General features: G+C 38.0%; 20 protein-coding genes. 18 read left to right on the forward strand and 2 right to left on the reverse strand.

Going from position 1 to position 23155, the window contains the following annotated elements; all coding sequences use genetic code 11:
- Positions 1-56: 56 nt before the first annotated feature.
- Positions 57-4817 carry an endo-alpha-N-acetylgalactosaminidase family protein gene (locus ACEE93_RS10245; protein ID WP_449156557.1) on the reverse strand — a complete coding sequence of 1587 codons (4761 nt, stop codon included), beginning with the start codon at positions 4815-4817 and terminating at the stop codon, positions 57-59.
- A gap of 431 nt (positions 4818-5248) precedes the next feature.
- On the opposite strand from ACEE93_RS10245, the gene ACEE93_RS10250 reads away from it, so the two are divergent.
- From ACEE93_RS10250 to nagA, 10 genes are read left to right on the forward strand one after another with little or no spacing between them, the layout of a single operon-like run.
- Complete coding sequence (locus ACEE93_RS10250; RefSeq protein WP_449154492.1) at positions 5249-5962, forward strand: GntR family transcriptional regulator; 714 nt, start codon at positions 5249-5251, stop codon at positions 5960-5962.
- Between the two features lie 29 nt (positions 5963-5991).
- On the forward strand, positions 5992-7110 hold the full coding sequence (locus ACEE93_RS10255) for an SIS domain-containing protein (RefSeq protein ID WP_449154493.1): 1119 nt from the start codon (positions 5992-5994) through the stop codon (positions 7108-7110).
- Between the two features lie 12 nt (positions 7111-7122).
- Positions 7123-8055, forward strand: a complete 933-nt coding sequence (locus ACEE93_RS10260; RefSeq protein ID WP_449156558.1) for a 1-phosphofructokinase family hexose kinase — start codon at positions 7123-7125, stop codon at positions 8053-8055.
- Positions 8056-8997, forward strand: a complete 942-nt coding sequence (locus tag ACEE93_RS10265) for a tagatose 1,6-diphosphate aldolase (RefSeq protein ID WP_449154495.1) — start codon at positions 8056-8058, stop codon at positions 8995-8997.
- A 19-nt stretch (positions 8998-9016) separates the two neighbouring features.
- Entirely contained in the window at positions 9017-10783 is a 1767-nt protein-coding gene (locus ACEE93_RS10270; protein ID WP_449154496.1) for a glycoside hydrolase family 35 protein, read from the forward strand.
- Between the two features lie 14 nt (positions 10784-10797).
- Complete coding sequence (locus ACEE93_RS10275) at positions 10798-11280, forward strand: PTS system mannose/fructose/N-acetylgalactosamine-transporter subunit IIB (RefSeq protein WP_449154497.1); 483 nt, start codon at positions 10798-10800, stop codon at positions 11278-11280.
- Between the two features lie 22 nt (positions 11281-11302).
- Positions 11303-12205: a PTS mannose/fructose/sorbose/N-acetylgalactosamine transporter subunit IIC gene (locus ACEE93_RS10280; RefSeq protein ID WP_449154498.1), complete on the forward strand. Its 903-nt coding sequence runs from the start codon at positions 11303-11305 to the stop codon at positions 12203-12205.
- 43 nt (positions 12206-12248) lie between these two features.
- On the forward strand, positions 12249-13091 hold the full coding sequence (locus ACEE93_RS10285) for a PTS system mannose/fructose/sorbose family transporter subunit IID (protein WP_449154600.1): 843 nt from the start codon (positions 12249-12251) through the stop codon (positions 13089-13091).
- A gap of 15 nt (positions 13092-13106) precedes the next feature.
- Positions 13107-13505 carry a PTS sugar transporter subunit IIA gene (locus ACEE93_RS10290; RefSeq protein ID WP_449154499.1) on the forward strand — a complete coding sequence of 133 codons (399 nt, stop codon included), beginning with the start codon at positions 13107-13109 and terminating at the stop codon, positions 13503-13505.
- A 31-nt stretch (positions 13506-13536) separates the two neighbouring features.
- Positions 13537-14688, forward strand: a complete 1152-nt coding sequence (gene nagA, locus ACEE93_RS10295) for an N-acetylglucosamine-6-phosphate deacetylase (protein ID WP_449154500.1) — start codon at positions 13537-13539, stop codon at positions 14686-14688.
- A gap of 73 nt (positions 14689-14761) precedes the next feature.
- On the opposite strand, the gene ACEE93_RS10300 is transcribed toward nagA, so the two are convergent.
- Positions 14762-15034 carry a hypothetical protein gene (locus tag ACEE93_RS10300; protein ID WP_449156559.1) on the reverse strand — a complete coding sequence of 91 codons (273 nt, stop codon included), beginning with the start codon at positions 15032-15034 and terminating at the stop codon, positions 14762-14764.
- Positions 15035-15256: 222 nt separating this feature from the next.
- Between ACEE93_RS10300 and cntK the strand changes: the two genes are divergently transcribed.
- Genes cntK through ACEE93_RS10340 form a run of 8 tightly spaced genes read left to right on the forward strand, consistent with a single transcriptional unit; the run spans position 15257 to position 23151 of the window.
- A complete protein-coding gene (gene cntK, locus ACEE93_RS10305) occupies positions 15257-16060 on the forward strand; it encodes a histidine racemase CntK (RefSeq protein ID WP_449154502.1) in 804 nt (267 codons plus the stop codon).
- Positions 16061-16069: 9 nt separating this feature from the next.
- Entirely contained in the window at positions 16070-16882 is an 813-nt protein-coding gene (gene cntL, locus ACEE93_RS10310) for a staphylopine biosynthesis enzyme CntL (RefSeq protein ID WP_449154503.1), read from the forward strand.
- Positions 16875-18170, forward strand: coding sequence for an opine metallophore biosynthesis dehydrogenase (locus ACEE93_RS10315; protein ID WP_449154504.1), 1296 nt, complete (start codon positions 16875-16877; stop codon positions 18168-18170). Before cntL ends, ACEE93_RS10315 begins: the two co-directional genes overlap by 8 nt.
- Before the next feature lie 18 nt (positions 18171-18188).
- On the forward strand, positions 18189-19784 hold the full coding sequence (gene cntA / locus ACEE93_RS10320; protein ID WP_449156560.1) for a staphylopine-dependent metal ABC transporter substrate-binding lipoprotein: 1596 nt from the start codon (positions 18189-18191) through the stop codon (positions 19782-19784).
- A 12-nt stretch (positions 19785-19796) separates the two neighbouring features.
- On the forward strand, positions 19797-20729 hold the full coding sequence (gene opp1B, locus ACEE93_RS10325) for a nickel/cobalt ABC transporter permease (RefSeq protein ID WP_449154506.1): 933 nt from the start codon (positions 19797-19799) through the stop codon (positions 20727-20729).
- Positions 20729-21616, forward strand: a complete 888-nt coding sequence (cntC, locus tag ACEE93_RS10330; RefSeq protein ID WP_449154507.1) for a staphylopine uptake ABC transporter permease subunit CntC — start codon at positions 20729-20731, stop codon at positions 21614-21616. The genes opp1B and cntC overlap by 1 nt, the downstream gene beginning before the upstream one ends.
- Positions 21594-22409, forward strand: a complete 816-nt coding sequence (gene cntD, locus ACEE93_RS10335; protein WP_449154508.1) for a staphylopine uptake ABC transporter ATP-binding protein CntD — start codon at positions 21594-21596, stop codon at positions 22407-22409. The genes cntC and cntD overlap by 23 nt, the downstream gene beginning before the upstream one ends.
- Positions 22402-23151, forward strand: a complete 750-nt coding sequence (locus ACEE93_RS10340; protein WP_449154509.1) for an ABC transporter ATP-binding protein — start codon at positions 22402-22404, stop codon at positions 23149-23151. Before cntD ends, ACEE93_RS10340 begins: the two co-directional genes overlap by 8 nt.
- The last annotated feature ends 4 nt before the right edge of the window (positions 23152-23155 follow it).

The raw sequence follows: 23155 nt of genomic DNA on the forward strand, positions 1-23155 counted from the left end.
CGATTTTCGCTTGTCCCTAGGTATTACATCGAATCCTGAACGCAATTGTCCGCACTTTATTGGTTACGGCGACGTTTCTTATATGCGAAGAGTGTTGCGAATAGGCCTGCGATGAGTGCTGCGAAGCCTGTGCGTGATGTGTTGTGTGTTTGTCCTGTTTCAGGGAGTTGTTCTGCTTGTGATGTGTTATCTGTGTTTGTTTGGTTGTCTTGTGTTGTGATGATTTCTCCTGTTACAGGATCAATGATTTGGGCGTTGTTGCTGTTTTCTGATGTAGATAAGTTTGATACATCGTTGTTATGTTGATTCATTGATGTTTCAAGATAGGTTGGTGACACTGTCACGTCGTTCGCTTGATCAATCTGTGTTGATTGAGCTGTGTTTTCTTGTTCGTTAGCTATGCCTGTTGTGTGATTAGCCATACCTGGTTGATCTTGATGATTTGGTGCTTCTGCTGTGATATGACTGTCATCATTAACTGTGTCCTCTGTATTAAGTTGTTCATCTTCACCCAAGTCAGGTTGTGTTGGATCTGGATCTGTTTCAGGATTTGTTGTACTGTTATTGTCTCCAGTTGACACATCAGGTGTTGTATTGTCTTCTTCACCAGGGATTTGTGGTGTATCTGTTGGCGTATCAGGTGTTGTATCTTCTTTATCTTCTACACGTGTGATTGTTAAGTTATCAAGAATAAAGTCTTTTGTACCTTCAAAGTCGATTTGAGCTGAGTCCTCTACGCCACGAGGGTCATTTTTCGCATCTGTTGAATAGATACCAACCCACGTTAAACCATTTTCATCACCAGTTACATCAAATGAAACACGTTGTGGTGCACCAGGATCGATTGTATTTTTCAATGGTGTAATCGTGAAATCTCTGTTTTTAGAGATGTCGCCATTGCCTACTGCAAATGCGTACGTATCGTCTGATCCCGCTTCATAATCAAAAGAAACAGTGTATGTTTTACCTGGTTCAAAGTAGAAGTTTTGAGGGATCGTGTGAATGACCATTTTATCTTTACCAGTTTGACCGTTAACTTTTAATGACCATTTACCATCAATCACATCGTCTACGCGTTTACCGTTCCAACCACGTTGTGTATAAGGTGCATTGTATTCTGATAAGTGAATACGATTATCTTGGACACCTTCCACTTCAGAAACGACAAATGGGAATAAACCTTGAGGTACATTTTCAAAATCTTGATAGTATGTGCCATCTTTGAGTAGGTTGCTGTCGTTATCCACAACTCGAATATCGTCAAAGTACGTATCACCTTCGCCAGCATCTCGGGCTAACGATAGTGTCACTTCGCCATCTTCAGGTGCTGTAAAGAAGACATACATATTTTGGAAATAACTACTGCCGTCTTTAAAAGTAGCAGAATTATCTCTAGAATTATGTGCATCAGCTTGAACATAGTTTTTAGCGATAGATTGTCCAGTTTGATTAGAGGCAATCGTTTCGCCGTTATTTGAAACGATTGCACGAGCTAAAGCGTCACTACGGTTATCCACACCAACATACAATGCATATTGTTTTCCTGGTTCAAGGTCTGTCAATGTTTGAGTGAGTTGCGTATCTTCTTTAACATCGCTAAATTTCAACATGTCATTGCTAGATACAGATTTAACAATACTTACTTGATCTGTATCTCCTTCAGCTTGCCAGTGATCTAATTGTTGACTATTAAAACCAGCGTCTTCAACGTGCATATCTTCGCTCCATTGAATCTCTTCTTCCGGTTGTTCTGTTTGATAGATGACATAAGGTGTGTCAGCGTCGATGTCATTTAACGTAATTTCGCCATTATTAACTGCAACCGTATCGACAAGTTCACGACCTGTTTCTGTTAATTTGTATAAAGCCACTTCATTCGTTTTCCATGTGTCAGGTAATGTCCAAGTTGTTGAACCACCTTCTGAATTCCAGTGGTACAGTTTTTCTTGGTCACCTGTGAGTGGCTGACCGTCTGCATCCCAATTCCATGGGATTAGGTACGTATCGCCATCTAAAATTAAGCGGTCGTTAAGGCGAATGGTACGTGAACGATAGTTGTCGATATCATTTTCATAGTCATTTGATTTACGTTCGACAGTAACAATGTCTCCAGCGTCATTCGTCAACTCAACAAGCATTTCCGGTGTCCAATCAATTGTTTGATCGTTAGCTTTCATTTTCACAGGGTCGCCGTGTTCAATACGATTAACAAGATAATGTTGTAAAAACTTAGTCGGTACATCTGTTTTAAAAATATTCGTAATATAATCTTTGTAGTTATTACGTCCTTGCCAACCTTCAAAGTCTTTCATGTCGTAACCACCAAGTAATGGGAAGTCAGCAGCACCTGAATAGCTAGGATAATTACCGACCCATGAATCTTTTTGATGGTTGCGAATAAAGCGTGCTACTTCGGAATTGATCCCTTTATTTTGAGCATTGCCGTATGTTAAATCTGCAGCCCAATGTTGGAAAGTAGAATCATATTCCATACCGTGACCCCATTCCACACCGACACGCCAACCTAAATCATTCAGTTCTTTGGCTAATTGATGTGATGGCCATGCGGAGTTATCGCCAGATTGACCATTACCCCATACGTCTACATAAATGAAATCAAGGCGATCGCCAACAATTTCTTTTAATGCTTCAAAGCGTTCTTTACGGCCATGTGTTAAATCATAATCAGCGTTAATGTTGATCCCTTGGTCTAACCAGTTCCATCCGTAATTAAAAGTGCCGTCTTCATTTTTTCTCAGTAAATCAGGATTAAAGACTTTGGATTCTGGATAAGTTTCTGATGCATTCACATGAATACCGAAACGTGCCCCATAATCTGCACCTTTTTCTAATAAATTGTTAAAGTCTTCCGCACCACCCATGCGTTCGCCGATATTAGCATAATCTAAATGGCCAGAGTCGTGACCTTCACTACCATAACCTTTCAGGATAATAGACTGACCTAAGCCGTCTGTATTTAAATAGAACTTTTTAACGCCATCCAACGTTTTTAAAAATGGGTTTTGAGCTTGAGAACCAAAGTTCATCGCAATACGATAACCGACAAGTTCTGGTACTTCTTCGGAACCGTATGGATTATTCATAATATCTCTGTAACGAATGGCACCATCTTGCCAATTAATATTGCCATCATCATTTTCATCTTCCGCAATGGCAATTTTAATGTGTGGGAGTAAGTCTTGATCCATAGCACTTTCATGTTCTGGGGTAGGTTGAATGATCCATGCCGTTGAACCTAATCCCACATTGATTTTATCGTCAACTTGATGACTTTTAGCTAATACACGTAAATAATCTTGAGAGCCTCCAGTACCTATTTGCGCATTACTCCATAATCCAGCACTGAAATCAGCATTTGATACGAAACCGTACATACCCATATCACTAAATTCAGGATCAAAATCGGCGTCAATATCGTATGATTCATCGCCACTTTTCGTTGTGTCTGTCGACATTTTCGTCGTTGTTAAATTAGCTTTATCTTGAGAAGAATTGACTGACACAAGGGATTGATCTTCAAAACCAAAAATATTAATGATTTGCTCTGGATCAGTGTTGTGATTAATTAAATCAGTCATTTTTAAATCGACATTGCGATCTTGAATAGAGAGTTCAAATTTAAGTGTTGCATCGATTTGATTCTCTTCATCCTTAGCATCTAATGTATAGCGAGCTGTACTGTCATTGACTTTTTCATAAGAAACTTGAGGCGTAATTGATGTGCCGTTCAAAATAATATTACGATTATCAACGACTTGACCATCAATCGTTTTACCATTTTTCAATTGATAGGATTTAACAGCTGGAAATGTTTTGTCGATCGTTGCTTCCATCTCATCTGATTTAAGTACGTCATAGTCAGGTTGACTTTGAGTGGTTTCAGCCTTGTCTGATAAGGCTTGTGCTGTTGACGGTGAGTCTTGAACTGAACGTGTTGCTGTTGCGACCGCTGTTGATTGGTTTGTCTCACTTGGAGGCGGTGCATCTTCTGGTGTATTTGTGTCAGTTTCTACATTTTCCAGTTCAGGCGCGTTTATTTCTGAAGGCGCTGGTGCAAGACGATTAACCTTTTCAGTTGTAGGTTGATTGTCTGTTGTATTCACATCATTATTTGAAGCTGAGCGAAAGACGGATTGCTTAGTTAAGGCAGGATCAGGTGTATTAGATGATTCAACCTTTGGTGATGGTGCTTGAGCATCGGGCGCTTCGTTATTGTTTTGTTGTGAAGGTAAAGTTTGTGCATCTGTAGTGTTCTCTTTTATAGGTAGTGATGTGTCCTTTTCAGATTGGACTTCTGTTGATGATGGGACATTAGTCTTTAACGACGTATTGTTTTCAGATGTATCGTGCTGTTGAGGTGTTGATTCAGGTAAACGAGTTTGTGTATTTTGCTCTTGAACCGGTTCCTCATTTTGCTGTGACTCTGAAGTCTCGTTTGAGGTCTTTGTTTCATTTGTTTCAGTATCTAAAGTTGAATTGGATGCTTGTGGCATTTCTTCTGATTGGGAAGAGGTGTCATTAGTGTTTGTCTCTTCCTCAGTGACTTCGGTTGTAGCTTCTTCAGTGTTTGAAGGTGCCTCTTTTTCAACCGGTGCTTTAATATCAGTTTCTGTTGATTCATTAGACTGAATCACTGTTGTTTCAGGGCGATCAGTAGTAGTAGAAGTTTCATTTTGAATTTCCTCTGCAGAAGCGGAAGAACCTAGTGACATAAAAATAGTAACTCCGAGTAAAACAGAAGAGGTACCAATGGCATACTTACGAATACTATAATTTTGCTTTCTAGATTGAATCATCTAATAAGCCCTCCTTTTAGTGTGATTAATTAAAATATATAATTAAAAATTTCCTCTGTAAACCCTTACATTACTGTGATAACAGTCTTGAACAGATTAAATTAGAAAAAATTAATACCAGTTAATATCAAAATTAAAAAGTCTCAATCTATCAAGAAATACATATAAAAAGACATAATTTAATCGTTAGAACATCAAAAATATAATGACTGGTCATATCCACTTTAAAAAATCAAAAAAATTTTTTCTAACTAATTTGAATGATGTAAAAAAGATTATAAAGTGTATTAATACATTTATAAGAGGGTGAGTATGTTGATTTCTTTTATAATAATGAAAATTAAATCAAAAATTAATGATTTGAAAGCCTTTACAAGATTAAGAAAACTCGCTATACTTTAGGTGGTTATAACCAGTGGAGAGTGATAGAAATGGTAATGGAAAACACGCCGCTATATTTCCAAATTTATGAATCCATTCATAATGGTATTAAGTCTGGACGTTACCAAGAAGGGGACAAATTACCGTCTGAACGAAAACTTTGCGAAGCCTATCAAGTGAGTCGTATTACAGTTAGAGAAGCACTAGATCGGCTTGAAAAAGATCATCTCATCAAGAGGGAGCACGGTAAAGGATCATTTGTACTTGGCAGTCAATATACGCAGTTTTTAGACAAACTTTATAGTTTCAAAGATGAAATTGAAAAAAATGGCGATCATGCCAGTACGCGCATGCTGAGTATTGAATTGAAAAATTCAACACCATTTTTACAAGAAAAAATGAACTTGAAACCTTTTCAATATGTATACGAACTCAAACGTTTACGCTTATCGAATGGTAAACCGTTAATTTATGAAGTGAGTTACTTACCTATGCGCTATTGTGAAGGCCTTGATCGTTTTGATTTTAACAAGGTTTCATTGTACGAAACGTTAAATCGTCACTACAATATTCAAATTACCAATGCTTATGAAAATTTAGTTGCGAGTAAGCTAACACGTAATAGTGCGAAGTTGTTAAATGGCGAGGTAGATGAAAGTTGCATGTATATTGAGCGATTTAGTTATTACAACGATGTGGTTATTGAGTATACCCAGAGTATTACAAATGGCCACAAGTATAAATACACAGTCAAATTAATGTAAAGCTAATTAAACATAGGGAGGTCATTGTCGTGTTGAAAAATACACATACTTATAATGAAATTAAGCAACAACCAGAAATGTGGCAAAAAACTTTCGATATTATTCAAGAGCGTCAAGCAGCGTTCAAAGATTTTATCGAGCAAATGGTAAAAAATAACTCAACAAAACGTTTAAAAGTGTTATTTACAGGGGCAGGATCAAGTGCTTATGTTGGTGATGTAGCACGCATGGCTCGTAACATCGATCATTTAACAGAATTTGAATTTGAATCTGTACCAACAACACATTTCGTTACAAATCCAGAAGTATACATTAATGATGAGACAGCTTATCTTATCGTATCGTTTGCACGTTCTGGTAATAGTCCTGAGACAAAAGCAACGGTTGAAATTGCTAATCAATTAACAGATCATGCTTATCATTTATTTGTTACAAACAATAAAGATGGCTTTTTAGGTCAATCTCAAGAAACAGATCATGTGTTTAAAATCGTCTTACCTGATGAAACAAACGATAAATCATTAGCGATGACATCAAGTTTCTCTTCAATGTTATTTGCGGTTTATGTATTATTTGGAGGCTCATTTAATGCGTCTTTCTTTGATATCGCAAAACAAAACTTCGAATGGCTTGAAGCACAAGCAGATAAAGTGAGCGAACTTGATTTTTCTAAAGTCTTTTATGTTGGTACTGGGTTAATTGGTGAGTTAACTAAAGAAGTAAGCTTGAAGTTAAACGAACTAACTGCCGGTCAAATTGAAATTGCTCGTGAAACAACACTTGGTTTTAGACATGGTCCTAAAGCGGGGTTAAGTGATGATGCGATTTTCATCATGTTACGCAGCAATAACGATTATATTCGTCAATATGAAGCGGATATTATTGCTGAAGTAGGTCAAGTCAAAGATAAATACCATACACTGATTTTGGATAGTCAAGCAAATGATGATGAACATGCGATTACGTTGCCACAATCAGAATCACTGACTGATTTAGAGTTAGCTTTACAATATTTAATATTTGGTCAATTGCTAGCAGCTAAAAAGTCTGTTGCTTTAGGTTTAAACCCAGATAATCCAAGTCCAGATGGTTTTATTAATCGTGTCGTTAAAGGTGTCACAATATACCCAGTAGAATCAACAAAATAGGAGTCGATAACCATGATTGCAACACATACATTTAACCCATCCGTAGATATTACGTATAGCATTGATCCTATTAAAGTAGGTGATGTCAATCGCGTCAAAGAAACGATTAAAAATCCTGGTGGTAAAGGCATTAACGTGACCAAAGTACTTCGTATTCTCGGTGCAGATTATTGTGCTTATGGCTATTTGGGAGGTAGTCATGGCGAATGGATGCAACGTGCATTAGACGCGCTGAACATACGTTCATCTTTTACACCGATCGAAGGAGAGACACGTCAAAGTTTAGCGATTAATGACGGTTCGACTCAAACAGAAGTATTAGAACAAGGTCCTGTGATTTCGACAGAAGAACAAGCACGCTACGTTGAACAAATGCAGTCATACATTGAACGTGCCTCAGTGGTTACGATAAGTGGAAGTTCTCCACAGTTGGATGATACGACTAAATTTGCACATACTAAACGTATTTTGGAAGCGTATCCAAAGAGTTATAACCTCGTTGATACGAACGCTAAAGAACTAAAAGCGTTATTAACAGAACAGTTACCCGTGCACTGTATTAAACCGAATCAATCTGAGTTTGAAACACTTATAGATGCCGGTGACTTAACGATTGATGAATGTGTAGAAACATTGAAGTCACACGCTTTCTTCAAAGAGATGGATGTCTTTTTAACACTAGGTGGCGATGGGGCTATCATCAAATGGAAAAATGAAGTATACCGTGCAACGATTCCTCATAAAGACATTATTAACCCAGTAGGTTCTGGTGATTCAACTGTTGCAGGCATTGCTTATGGTGTCCATGAACAACTGGAACCTGAAGCGCTAATCGCCCTTGCTTTAGCATGCGGGACGTCTAACGCTTTACAAACGCAAACAGGTCACATTGATTTAAATCAAGTGGAAACAATAAAAAAAGAAGTAGAAGTGGAGCGATTGTAAATGACAATTAAAGATTTAAGCAAGTTAGTCGATCAAAATGGTATTTACGCAGCAGTAGCTGTGGATCAACGTGGAGCGATGCGTAGATTATTAGGTGATAAAGGGACACCTGAAAATTTAGCATTATTCAAAAAGTTAGTGGCTGAAGTTTTAACACCAGAAGGTTCAAGTTTTCTAGTAGACCCTGAATATGGTTCAGATGCAATGAAAGCAAACGCTGAAACATCAGGATTGATCGTATCTTATGAACAAACAGGTTACATTAAAGACCGTCCAGGCCGTTTACCACGCTTAATTGAAGACCAAAGTGTTCGTCGCTTAGTAGAACAAGGCGCAGATGCTGTGAAGTTCTTACTTTATTATGATGTCGATGAGTCTGATGAGATCAATCAACATAAACAAGCGATTATCGAGAGAGTCGGATCAGAATGTAAAGCTGAAAATATCCCATTTTTATTAGAAATTTTAACGTATGACGATGAAATTGGTGATGAAAAAGGGGAAGCTTTCGCAAAAGTGAAACCACATAAAGTGAATGAAGCAATGAAATTATTCAGCGAAGCACGTTTTGGTGTCGATACCCTTAAAGTTGAAATTCCAGTAAATATGAACTTTGTTGAAGGCTTTGGTTCAACAGCTGTGATGACAAAAGAAGAAGCGGCAGAAGCATTCAAAGCGCAAGCTCAATCAACAACAATTCCTTATATTTACTTAAGTGCAGGAGTTACATCACAATTATTTAATGATTCTTTAGAATTTGCAGCCCAAAACGGTTCTCAATTTAATGGTGTGTTATGTGGACGTGCAACATGGAAAGGTGCAACAGAATCTTTATTAAATGAAGGTGAAGATGCAGCACGCGAATGGTTACGTACAGAAGGATTAAGCAATTTGAAAGCATTGAATGAGGTAAATCAAAAAACTGCAACACCTATTCGATAATTAAATAGGAGGCAAAACAATGAGTCGTTTTAAAATAGCATCGGATTTTTTATTGGATGACCAACCAATGAAAATTTTATCTGGTGCCATCCATTACTTTAGAATGCCGAAAGAAGATTGGTATCATTCACTTTATAATTTAAAAGCACTTGGATTTAATACAGTTGAAACTTATGTTCCATGGAATTTTCATGAAACTGTTGAAGGTGAATTTGATTTTGAAGGAAATAAAGATATTCGTACCTTTTTAGAGACAGCCCAATCACTCGGGTTATACGCAATCGTGAGACCTTCACCATTCATTTGCGCTGAGTGGGAGTTTGGTGGTCTGCCAGCTTGGTTATTAAACGATCGCAATATGCGTATTCGTTCACGTGATGCAAAGTATTTAGAAAAAGTACGTACCTATTTCCATGAATTATTTAAAATTTTAACACCACTACAAATTGATCATGGTGGCCCAATCATCATGATGCAAATTGAAAATGAATATGGTTCATTTGGTGAAGATCATGAATACTTACGTGCCATCAAAAAAATGATGGAAGAGGAAGGGGTCATTGTTCCTTTCGCAACATCAGATGGTTCATGGGCACAGTGTTTACGTGCAGGCAGTATGATTGAAGAAGACGTCTTGCCAACAGGAAACTTTGGCTCTAGAACGAAACAAAACTTTGCCAATTTAAAAGCATTCCATCAAGAATACGGTAAAGATTGGCCATTAATGTGTATGGAATTTTGGGATGGTTGGTTTAATCGTTGGGGCGAAGACATCATTAAACGTGACGGTGATGACCTTGCGAATGAAGTTCGAGATGCGATTGAACTAGGCTCAGTAAACCTATACATGTTTCATGGTGGTACGAACTATGGTTTTTGGAATGGATGTTCCGCACGAGGCACAAAAGATTTACCTCAAGTAACATCATATGATTACCATGCCCCATTAGATGAAACAGGGAACCCGAACGATAAATATTATGCCTTACAAAACATGTTAAAAGAGGCTTTACCAGAGCTTGAACAGTTCGAACCTAAAGTAAAAACGTTCATGGAAAAGAAAGCGATTCCACTAGCTGATAAAGTGAGCTTATTTGAAGTTGTAGAAGATATTTCGAATAAAACGACAAGCTTTTATCCGCAAACGATGGAAGAAGCAGGTAAGGGCTATGGTTACATGTTATATCGTACAGCGATTAAAAAAGAAAGCGATACGGAACAATTTCGTATAGTTGATGCGAGAGACCGTGTGCAGTTCTTTGTTGATCAACAATTGAAGTATAAAGCGTATCAAGAAGAGATTGGCGATAAGTTTGAAGTGACATTAAATGATGATGTGACGGTTGATGTGCTAGTTGAAAACATGGGACGTGTAAACTACGGCTACAAATTACTCGCAGCTACACAACGTAAAGGCCTCGGTCAAGGTTTAATGCAAGACTTACATTTTGTTCAAAACTGGGAACAATTTGAACTTGATTTTGACAAATTGAAAGATGATCATTTTGATCGCGAGTGGTCAGAACAACAACCAGCTTTCTATAAATATACATTTGATTTGGATACACCAGACAATACACATATCGATATGAGTCAATTCGGTAAAGGTATTGTACTTGTAAATGGCTTTAACATTGGCCGTTATTGGAATGTTGGACCGACCCAATCACTTTATATTTCAAAAGCATTCTTAAAAGAAGGACAAAACGAAATTATTATTTTTGATACTGAAGGCATCTATGATGACAGTATTCAATTAGTTAAACAACCACTATTTTCAAATTAAGGGAGAGATGTACTATGGCAATTATTGGAAACAGAATCGACGGAAGACTTATTCACGGGCAAGTAGCAAACTTATGGGCAACAAAATTAAATATTACACGTTTTATGGTTATTGATGATGAAGTCGCTCAAAGTGATATTGATAAACAAGCTTTAAAATTAGCGACACCAGCTGGTATTAAATTAAGTGTATTACCAATTGAAAAAGCAGCGAATAACATTAAAAACGGAAAATATGATTCTCAACGTGTCATGGTAATCGCAAAACGTCCAGACCGCTTTGTTGATTTAGTGAATCATGGTGTACAAGTTGAAGAATTAAACGTCGGTAATATGTCTCAAACAAGTGAAACACGCTCAATTACGAACTCTATCAATGTAATGGATGAGGATATTGAAAACTTTAAAAAATTAAAAGAACAAGGTGTTAAGATCATTTCTCAAATGGTGCCTAACGATAAAGCAGTAGACTTTATGTCATTAATTAAAGAAGGATAGATAGATAAGGGAGGTGTTTGCCTTGGACATTTTATGGTGGCAAATACTATTGTTAACAATTTATGCAGGGTACCAAATTTTAGATGATTTACACTTCAATATTCTAGGACACCCTGTATTCGCCGGTATTATTTCTGGTTTAATTATGGGCGATGTCACTACAGGACTTATCATTGGTGGTGGCATGCAGCTTACAATTTTAGGTGTAGGTACATTCGGAGGTGCCTCACGTATTGACGCTAACTCAGGAACAGTATTAGCGGTTGCTTTCTCTATTGCATTAGGAATGAATCCACAACAAGCATTAGCAACATTAGCAGTGCCAGTTGCCAGTTTAATGATTCAAATGGATATTTTAGCCCGTTTTGCGAATACATTCTTTGCACATCGTATTGATGCCAAAATTGAACAAATGGATTATAAAGGCATCCAACGTAACTTCTTATATGGTGGGATTCCATGGGCATTATCACGTGCAATTCCAGTATTTTTAGCGCTTGTATTCGGTGGTAGTGTTGTATCTAGCATCGTGGACTATTTAAATAATGAATTGAAATGGCTAGGTGACGGTTTAACTGTAGCCGGAGCAGTCTTACCTGCAGTCGGTTTTGCGATTTTATTACGTTACTTACCATTGAAAAAACATTATCCATACTTCATTTTAGGATTTATTATTACAGCAGTGATGGTAACAGTATTTGATGGAATGTCAGGACTTGGGGATGCTGTAGCAGGTTTAGATGATAAATTCGATATGTCTTTCTCATCACTACCTATGCTTGCCATTGCAGCGATTGGTTTTGCGCTAGCAGGATTAGAATACAAACGCAATTCTGCGCCTAAATCTCAAGCAGCAACATCATCAAACACGCAAGATGACCAAGATGCTGGTGATGAAGGAGAGATAGACGATGACGAATTATGATCAAAATAATATCGATATATCTAACAAAGCAGATATCGAAGACATGGACAATACTGACAAACTCACTGGAACAAGACCAACTACGCCATACAAATTAACAGATAAAGACTTTAGACAAATTAACATTCGAAGTCTATTCTTCTTCCAATGGGGTTGGAACTATGAACGTATGCAAGGGACAGGTTACTTATTCATTATTTTGCCTCAATTAAGAAAGATTTATGGCGATGATACACCTGAATTAAAAGAAATGATGCAAACACATGCACAATTCTTTAATACAAGTAACTTCTTCAACACAATCATCACAGGTATTGACCTTGCGATGGAAGAAAAAGAACAATTTGCAGCAAAAGACTCTGTAAAAGGTTTAAAAGTTGGTTTAATGGGACCTTTTGCCGCAGTAGGTGACTCTATATTCGGTTCATTAGTACCAACTATATTTGGTGCACTTGCAGCCAATATGGCACAAGATGGTAACCCATTTGGTGCTTTACTATGGTTCGTAGCGATGCTTGCTATTATTGTATTTAGATGGAAACAATTGAAATTTGCTTATAAAGAAGGGATTTCACTTGTTACCACAATGCAAAATCGTTTAGAAGCCTTAACCAATGCGGCTACGTTGCTCGGGGTATTTATGGTCGGAGCACTTGTCGCCACAATGATTCGAGTCGAATTCGCATGGGCTCCAAAAATTGGAGATTTAACGATTAACATTCAAGATAATGCGGACATGATTTTACCACGCTTACTACCATTACTTATCGTATTCGGTATTTACTGGTTACTTGGACGTAAAAACATGAACTCTACACGTGCGATTTTCTTAGTGATTATCGTATCAGTTATCTTATCTGCATTAGGTGTCATTACAAATATTTAAAAGGGATGAAAAATGATGGAAAAATTAATTTTAGTCAGTCATGGTGCTTTTTGTGAAGGCATTAAAAATAGTGTTGAAATGATTCTTGGACCACAAGAAAATATTTATACTGTTGCATTAACGCCTGAACAAGGTCAAGAAGACTTTGAAAAGAACTTTAAAGCAATTGTTGATGAAGGTGACGACATTGTTGTATTCGCTGATTTACAAGGTGGTACACCTGCCAATACAGTTTCAAAAATGATTATGTCAGGCGCACCTTATCAACTATACACAGGTTTAAACTTACCAATGATTATTAGCTATATTAATGCACAAATGATTGGTCAACCTGAAGATTATGCCCAAAAAGCAAAAGATGGTATTATCAACGTGAACGAATTACTATCCGGTGACGACGACGTGGACGAATAAACCATTTAAATTGAAGAAAAGAAGGTATAGTATGTCATATGCAATTGTAAACGGTAAAATTTATACTGAAGCAGGCGTGATTTCAAAGGGGTATATTATTGTAGAAAATGATATGATTCAAGCAGTAGAAACAGGGGAATATTCTGGTGACCTTGACACAATCGATGCTAAGGGCCACAACATCTTGCCAGGATTTATTGATATTCACATTCACGGCGGATATGGTGAAGATGCAATGGATGCCTCATATGAAGGATTACAGCATCTAGCACAACAATTATTATCAGAAGGTACAACTTCTTTTTTAGCCACAACGATGACTCAATCATCAGAAGCGATAGAACAGGCGTTAACGAACATTGTTAAAGTACAGCAACAACAAGACGGTAAGCAGACTGCCGATATCGTAGGGGTGCATTTAGAAGGGCCATTCATCTCTGAAAATAAAATTGGTGCGCAAAATCCAAAATTTATTCAGCGTCCTTCTGCTCAACAATTACAACATTTTCAAGATGTAGCGAACGGGTTAATTAAAATTGTGACGATTGCACCTGAAGTGGAAGGGGCAGAAGAAACCATTAAAACATTAAAAGATGATGTCATTTTCTCAATGGGCCATACGGAAGTAACATTTGATCAAACGAATCATGCTTCAGATATTGGTGTGAAACATGTCACACATCTTTACAATGCAGGGACACCTTTCTTACATCGAGATCCAGGCATGTTTGGTGCCGCTTGGACTAATCCAAATATTAGTACAGAAATTATTGGAGATGGTGTGCATTCTCACCCAGCTTCAGTGAACATTGCTTATCGTCAAAAAGGACATGAGAAAATGTTCTTGATTACCGATGCGATGCGTGCAAAAGGGATGCCAGAAGGTGAATATGAATTAGGCGGTCAACCTGTTATCGTTAAAGACAACGAAGCGCATTTAAAAACAGGTTCACTCGCAGGTAGTATTCTTAAAATGAATGACGGTTTACGTAATTTAATGTCATTCACAGGAGATTCATTAGAAAATCTATGGCGTGTGTCTAGTCTGAACCAAGCGAAAGCATTAGGCATTGACCAAGAAAAAGGAAGCATTGCAGCAGGTAAAAAAGCAGACCTTGTCATCGTGAATGATGAGATTCAAGTTAAACAAACCATCAAAAATGGTAATGTCCATCCATTTTAAAAAGTAAATTGAATAGACTAAAAAAGACGATTTTCAATTTTTGAAAATCGTCTTTTTTATGTTATGCGATCGACTAATCATTTGAGTGAGAATGCTTTTGGTCTCGATCTCGTTGGCCTCTATGACCTTGTTCGCCAAGAAAGACTATGCCGATGATGAGATAGATCATAAAACTAGCAAAAGTGATGATATGTAATGAAAGTAAAATAATTAAAATGATTAAAAATAACACTGGAATTAAATAACGCCATTTTCCGCCTTTAAAGTAAGAAATAAAATATTGTAAGGCTAATATGACAACAATAATAAAAACTGGGAGTAACCAGTTGATTAATTTTTCTACCAACTCAATAACCTCCAACAATTATTTGATTTGATTGTAGCACAAGGTCCCACGTATATAAACAAGCATTAAAGTTTAACACCTTCTATTAGTATAGATAGCTTCTCTATTCCCATTAACTAATTGAAATTCGTTATCATTTTGTATTGACTTTTGGAAAACGACTCGCTACTATTATAAACAAATCGAAACAATTACGATTTAATTCGAACTAAGGAGGGAGATATGCGTTTACATCACGTTGAGTTTTCGAAATATAATCCAGCTGGAAATATGACTGTGCTGGTACATTCAGAGCACGACTCAAAGCATTATGGACTGATTGCACAACAATTGATGTCAGAGATGCATCTTGGATGTGAGCAGGTTGGATTTATTGAAGAAAATAAGCATCAAAGACCGAAATTAGTGATGAGTGGGCAAGAATTTTGTGGTAACGCAACACTTTGTTTTATACATTATTTGAAAAATCAACATTTGTTAGAAAGAGGACAGCGAAGTGTTGAGGTGTCAGGTAGGGAAGGTGAAGTTGTTTATCAACTTCATGAGGCAGATTATTATGAGGTGACTATGCCAAAGCCGACACAAATTACCACGATAACCCTTGATTTTAAAGGAATGAGTATACAAGCAAGGCGTATTGAATATCCACAATACCTCCATTTTGTGATTGCGGTCGATCAAATTGACCATACTTTAAAACAAAAGATGGAGCAATTTTTACAAGACAGTGCATGGCAGCAGCATTTTAAAACAGTAGGTGTCATGCTATATCAACTGAAGAAGCAGTATATGGAACCACTGATTTATGTTCCAGCAATCAACAGTATGATTTGGGAGCGCAGTTGTGCTTCAGGAAGTGCCTCGGTAGGAATGGATTTATATCATTCCGAATGTTTATGTCATGATCAACCGATTGTACAACCTGGAGGAACTTTAACTGTTTCAGTGACACACAGAGGTCACATTACGATTAAGGGAGCGGTGCATACAGTAGCTACGGGGATGGCATATATAGAGACAGAATAGGAGCAAACTATGGAACTAAGAATGACATCACAATCAATGCATACGACACTTGAGATATTTTTAAAAAGATTTGAAGCATGTTATGTCCAATTTAAGCAGAAACAGCTTAATCCTCAGCACCTTGAAAAGCTAATTGATACATATGGTCAATTTATTAGACATCCGTTTTATGAACAAGCTTATAAGGCGTGGCAAGATGAAGCGGTTAAAACACGGTTAACACACCAATTAATAGCGATTACAGCAGAATGTGTGAAAGCCATGGAAATTGTAAGAGCGCGCCGTTTAATTAAAGGACAGCCTATGAAATCTGATTATTTCGATAATATTGAGCACTGTATTTCAGAAGAGTTTAGACATTGTCAGCTTTCAGAAGACGATACCTTATTACTTGTTGGATCGGGCGCTTATCCAATGACATTAATCCAAGTAGCTAAAGAGACTGGCGCTTCAGTCATTGGCATAGATATTGATGAAGAAGCGGTACAGTTGGGGCGTCAAGTGGTTCAACGATTAGCGCCATCTTATGATATTCAAATTTATCATCAATCTGTGGAACAGCTCGCTCGTCTTCAAGAGGTGACGCACGTCATGATGAGTTCAACGATTCCGGTTAAATACCAGATTCTTGATCAACTCTACCATTTAACATCCAAACCGTTATACGTCTCCATGCGTTATGGCGATGGTTTTAAGTCACTATTCAATTATCCATCTGAAGCTGTTGATTCAAGAAAATGGCGTTGCATTGATTGGCATCATCGTCCGAATCACATCTTTGATATCGCAATTTATCAAAAAGTAGGTGACTTCGATGGCTAATTATTTAATAGCTGGTACCGGCCCTGTGGCTGTTCAACTTGCCTGCTTATTCGGCCAAAATACACACAACACGATTGAGATGGCAGGGCGTTGTCGAACTTCAACACGTGCGCGTACTTTTTACAAGGCTTATCACACAACCCATCATCTTAAAGTTTCAGTTCAAAATGAAGCCCATGCACAGTTAGCGGGCACATACACCCTTCATGCGCTTTATGCAAATTATCAAGAAGTAAAGGGTCAGTACGACACGTTAGTTTTAGCTTGCCCTTGTGATGCATATCTAACTGTGATGCATCAACTACCTTCAAAGGTTTTACGGACACTAAAGCATATTATATTAGTCTCGCCTACGCTTGGGTCACATAAAATAGTTCAAAATTGGATGCAATCATTGAACGATGATATTGAGATTATTGTGTTTTCCACCTATTTAGGAGATACGCGACAGGTGGATCCACGCCATCCGACACACGTAATGACGACGGGCGTAAAAACACATTTATATATGAGTTCTACGCACCACGCCTCTCAATATTTAAAGGAGGTCATGGGACAGTTTCAAGCGGTATCTATACCATTAACGTTGGCATCGACGCCATTTCAGGCTGAGTCACGAAATAGTTCCTTATATGTTCATCCACCATTATTGATGAATGACTTTTCGTTAAAGGCCATTTTTGAGGGGATGCCCCATCCTGTTTATGTGTATAAGTTATTTCCAGAAGGACCTATTACGATGACACTCATTCATGAAATGCGTGTCATGTGGCAAGAAATGAATGCCATTTTATCGAAGTTAAACGTGCCGACTATTAATTTATTAAAGTTTATGGTGACAGACAATTATCCCGTGCGACCAGAAACGTTGGACGAGAAAGATGTCCAACGATTTGAAGGATTACCTGCTATACATCAAGAATATTTACTCTATGTGCGTTATACAGCGATTCTTATCGACCCTTTTTCAAAACCGGATAAAGCAGGACGTTATTTTGATTTTTCTGCCGTACCCTATAAAAGTTTATTTCAAAATGAAGCGGGAGAAGTTCAAATTCCACGCATGCCAAGCGAAGATTACTATCGTCTTAAGGTCATTCAGCAATTGGGCCATAGCTTACATCAAGCGACACCAATGATTGACACATTTATGCAACGTTACGAAACATCTCTTATTGAGTATATGACGACCCATCCACACTATCATTACACTAACCAATTTCAACTTGATGCATTTGAAGAGGATATCACAAATTTAATAGCTGCTATGGAGACATCACGAATTTAATAAAAGAAGGGATAAACTATGAAAACATTATCAAAAATGGGTGTCATCGTTTTAACATCAGGTCTTATTTTAGCTAGATGTGGGAGCGATAAAGCACTTGAAAAACAAAAAGAAGAGAAGCAACTTACTTATACTACAGTAAAAGATATTGGCGATATGAATCCACATGTATACGGTGGCTCGATGTCTGCTGAAAGTATGATTTATGAACCGCTCGTTAAAAATACAAAAGAAGGCATTCAACCCTTACTTGCGAAAAAATGGGACATTTCTGAGGATGGTCAGACTTATACTTTTCATTTGAGAGACGATGTGAAGTTTCATGATGGCACGCCATTTAATGCACAGGCTGTGAAACAAAATATCGATGCAGTTCAAAATAATAAAGAACTTCACTCGTGGTTAAAATTGTCGACATTGATTGATCAAGTTAAAGTTGAGGATCCCTATACGGTCTCCATTCATTTAACAGAGCCTTATCAACCAACCTTAGCAGAGTTGGCGATGCCGAGACCTTATGTGTTTGTCTCACCTAAAGATTTTAAAAATGGGACGACAGCAAATGGTGTGAAGCAATTTGATGGTACAGGCCCTTATAAAATGGGAGAACATCAAAAAGATGAATCAGCTGAGTTTAATGCGAATGAAGCGTATTGGGGCAAAAAACCTCAAATTAAAACGGTGAAAGCTCAAGTCATGCCCGCGGGTGAAACAGCTTTCCTTTCTATGAAAAAAGGAGAAACGAATTTTGCTTTTACTGATGACCGTGGCACAGACAGTTTAGATCAGGATTCGCTCAAACAATTAGAAGATACAGGCGCCTATCGAGTGTCGCAAAGTGTACCGATGAATACAAAAATGATTGTCGTCAATTCCGGTCAAAAACAAAGTCCAGTTCATGATAAAACGGTGCGCCAAGCATTAGGTCATATGGTGAATCGAGATCAAATTGCGAAAGAGATACTGAATGGAGAAGAAAAACCAGCAACGCAATTATTTGCGAAAAATGTAACAGATATTAATTTTGATGTGCCAACACGTCAATATAATTTGAAAAAAGCAGGTCAATTATTAGATCAAGCCGGTTGGCAGAAAGATGACAACGGGATGCGACAAAAAGACGGCAAGCCTCTCGCGTTATCATTAGCCTATGACAAAGGATCTACAAGCCAAAAAGAAGAAGCAGAATATTTACAATCTGAAATGAAAAAAGCAGGCGTGACGTTACATTTAAATGGCGAAACAGCAGATAAGATTGCGGATCGTCGTACGTCGGGAGACTATGATTTACTCTTTAACCAAACATGGGGCTTACTCTATGATCCTCAAAGCACGATCGCTGGCTTTAAAGCGAAAACAGGATATGAAAGTGCCACGTCAGGTATCGCTCAAAAAGAGGCGTTATATCAATCCATTGATGAAGCTTTTAAAATGCAAAGTCAGCAAGAACGTTCTGATGCTTATCGCTCTATTTTAACGACATTGGAAGATGAAGGGATTTTCATTCCGATTTCACATGGACGTATGACGGTTGTGGCACCATCTGACTTAGAAGGCATGTCATTTACACAATCACAATACGAATTACCTTTTAATGAAATGTACTACAAATAAAGGGGCGTTTGGATGACAAAATTTGTATGTAAACGAATGATACTTATGTTTCCATTATTACTTGTCGTCAGTTTTCTAACGTTTTTAATGACATTTTTAACAGATCGCAACCCAGCTGTCACGATTTTACATGCACAAGGTGCGCCTCGCATTACACCAGCATTGATTGAAGCAACGAATGAGGCGTATGGTTTTAATCAATCATTCTTAACCCAATATAAAAATTGGTTAATACAAGCGTTTCAGCTGAACTTTGGAAAAAGTTATATTACAGGAGATGCAGTAGCTGACCGGATTGGTCCAGCTTTTTGGAACACATTAAAGTTGACTATCGTCTCCAGTTTAAGCGTCATCATCACTTCTATCGGATTAGGCGTGGTGAGTGCGCTAACACGTGGACGCCTTGTGGATCGTCTCGTTCGATCAAGTGCATTTTTCTTAACGGCACTGCCTTCCTATTGGGTAGCGTCGTTATTGATTTTGTACTTTTCGGTGTCACTTAATTTATTACCAACTTCTGGACTAACTGGACCTGAAAGCTATGTGTTACCCGTATTGGTTATTACGATGACGTACGCTGGGCTTTATTTTAGAAATGTACGGCGCTCAATGATTGAACAGATGAACGAAGATTATGTGCTCTATTTAAAAGCATGCGGTCTTAAACCTTTGACTTTAACAATGTATATATTACGCAATGCGCTACAAGTAGCCGTCTCTCTCTTTTGTATGTCGATTCCTATGATTATGGGAGGAATTGTGGTGATTGAGTATATTTTTGCATGGCCAGGACTTGGACAATTGAGTATAAAAGCGATACTGGAACAAGATTTTCCAGTGATTCAAGCTTATGTATTAATCGTCGCAGCTTTATTTGTTGTATTTAATACCATTGCTGACGTGATTAATGCGTACCTTAATCCGAAGCTAAGGGAGGGACGTTAATGCGCATCATTCGACGTTTATTACAAGATAAAGGTGCAGTCCTCTGCCTCTGTATTATAGGAATATATATTGGATTAGGGGTGATGGCGCCTTGGGTGACACGTTATGATCCGACAGCCATTGATATTACAGAAAAATATGCCGGTGTGAGCTTTCAACATTGGTTAGGCACCGATCATTTAGGACGCGATGTATTAACGCGCTTAATCTTTGCGATTCGACCTAGCTTACTATATGTATGTGTCGCGCTAATAATATCTGTTGCGATCGGTACCGTGTTAGGTTTAGTTGCAGGGTATATTCGAGGGTATGTTGATGCGGTTATCATGCGATTATGTGATGTGATGTTAGCTTTTCCAAGTTATGTCGTGACCCTTGCCTTAATTGCATTGTTTGGTATTGGGATGGAAAACATTATTATCGCATTTATCGTGACGCGTTGGGCGTGGTTTTGTCGCGTGATTCGTACAAGTGTAATGCAATATACCGCAGCAGATCACGTCAAATTTGCGAAAACCATTGGCATGCCTCATTATCAAATCATTTTAAAGCACATCTTGCCATTAACACTAACTGATATTGCCATTATAGCAAGTAGTTCGATGTGTTCGATGATTCTTCAAATCTCAGGCTTCTCTTTTCTTGGTCTGGGTGTGAAAGCACCGACACCAGAGTGGGGGATGATGCTTAATGAAGCTCGAAAAGTGATGTTTACGCATCCAGAAATGATGTTTGCACCAGGTATTGCCATTGTCATTATTGTTATGGCCTTTAACTTTTTATCGGATGCACTACAAATTGCGATTGATCCTCGCATTAAAATGACTCGTTCATCTGGGCGTGTTACGAAAGGGATGAAGCACGATGACGCTTTTAACAATGCGTGATGTGTCCATCACTGACACCTTAACGCACACCGTATTAACGGAACATATTGATTTTGACTTACAACACGGTGAGACACTTGGTATTATTGGCGAAAGTGGTAGTGGCAAGTCGATTACATGTAAAGCCATAGTAGGATTGAATACGAAAAACTTAGTAAGCTCTGGTGACATTGTTTTTGATGGGATACCGCTCAATATGCAAAGTGAACCGGCGTTGCGCACGCTCCGTGGACGTAAAATTGCGATGATTATGCAACAAGGGACACGTGCGTTTAATCCATCCGTGCCTTTGGGCAAACAAATGATCAAAGTGTTACGTACCCATGTAGCTATGACCAAACAAACAGCAAGAGAGGTATTGGTCAAACATATGACGACTATGGCTTTCAAACAGCCAGAACAGCTGCTCACTGCTTATCCTCATGAACTGTCAGGGGGGATGCTACAACGTTTAATGATTGTGCTAGCTTTGGCGTTAGAGCCAGAATTAATCATCGCTGACGAACCGACCACAGCATTAGATACGATTACACAATATGAAGTGTTAGAAGCATTTAAGCAGATTAAAACGCAAGTTCAGTGCAGTATGATTTTTATTTCTCATGATTTAGCAGTCATTAAGCATGTAGCTGATCAGGTGATTGTAATGAAAGAAGGCGCAATTGTTGAACGAGGCACTACTGATACCTTATTACAGCACCCCAAACATCCGTACACGCATTATTTACTGAATGCTAAAAAGAAAATTAATGATCATTTTAAAGGTGTGTTAGGAGGCGATGGCCGTGATTAAAGTTGAAAATGTCACCAAAGGGTACCATCAACGTCATTTATTGAAGCGAGAGAAGCGGTCCATTATTAATGATGTCAGTTTTGAATGTCCAATAGGGGCATCGATCGCCATTATTGGTGAAAGTGGCAGTGGTAAGTCGACATTGAGTCGCTTAGTGCTTGGTATTGAAAAACCAGATCACGGCATCGTAACGCTTGAAGGTGCTCCGATCCATAAACGCGACGTGCGTTATCAACAAATTGGTGCGGTGTTTCAAGATTATACCTCCTCACTCCATCCTTTTCAGACTGTAAGAGAAATATTGTTTGAAGTGATGTGTCATTGTCGCAAACAGTCAACAGCAACGATGGAACAAGAAGCGATCACATTATTAGAAGAAGTGGGGCTATCGGCTGCATTTTTAGATAAATATCCAAATACACTGTCAGGTGGAGAAGCGCAACGTGTAGCCATTGCAAGGGCATTATCGATTCATCCCACTTATATTCTGTTTGATGAAGCGATTAGTGCGCTTGATATGTCTATTCAAACGCAAATATTAGATTTGTTAAAGAAATTAAAGACGACTAAGCAATTAAGTTATATTTTTATCACACATGATATACAAGCTGCTACGTATTTATGTGAAGAACTCATTATTTTCCAAGCAGGCCGTATTGTTGAACAAATTCAAACCCATCATTTACACAATGCAAGCCATCATTATACGAAAGAATTAATTCAAAAACAGCTTATATTATAAGGAG

The organism is Staphylococcus sp. 11262D007BW (assembly GCF_053547815.1).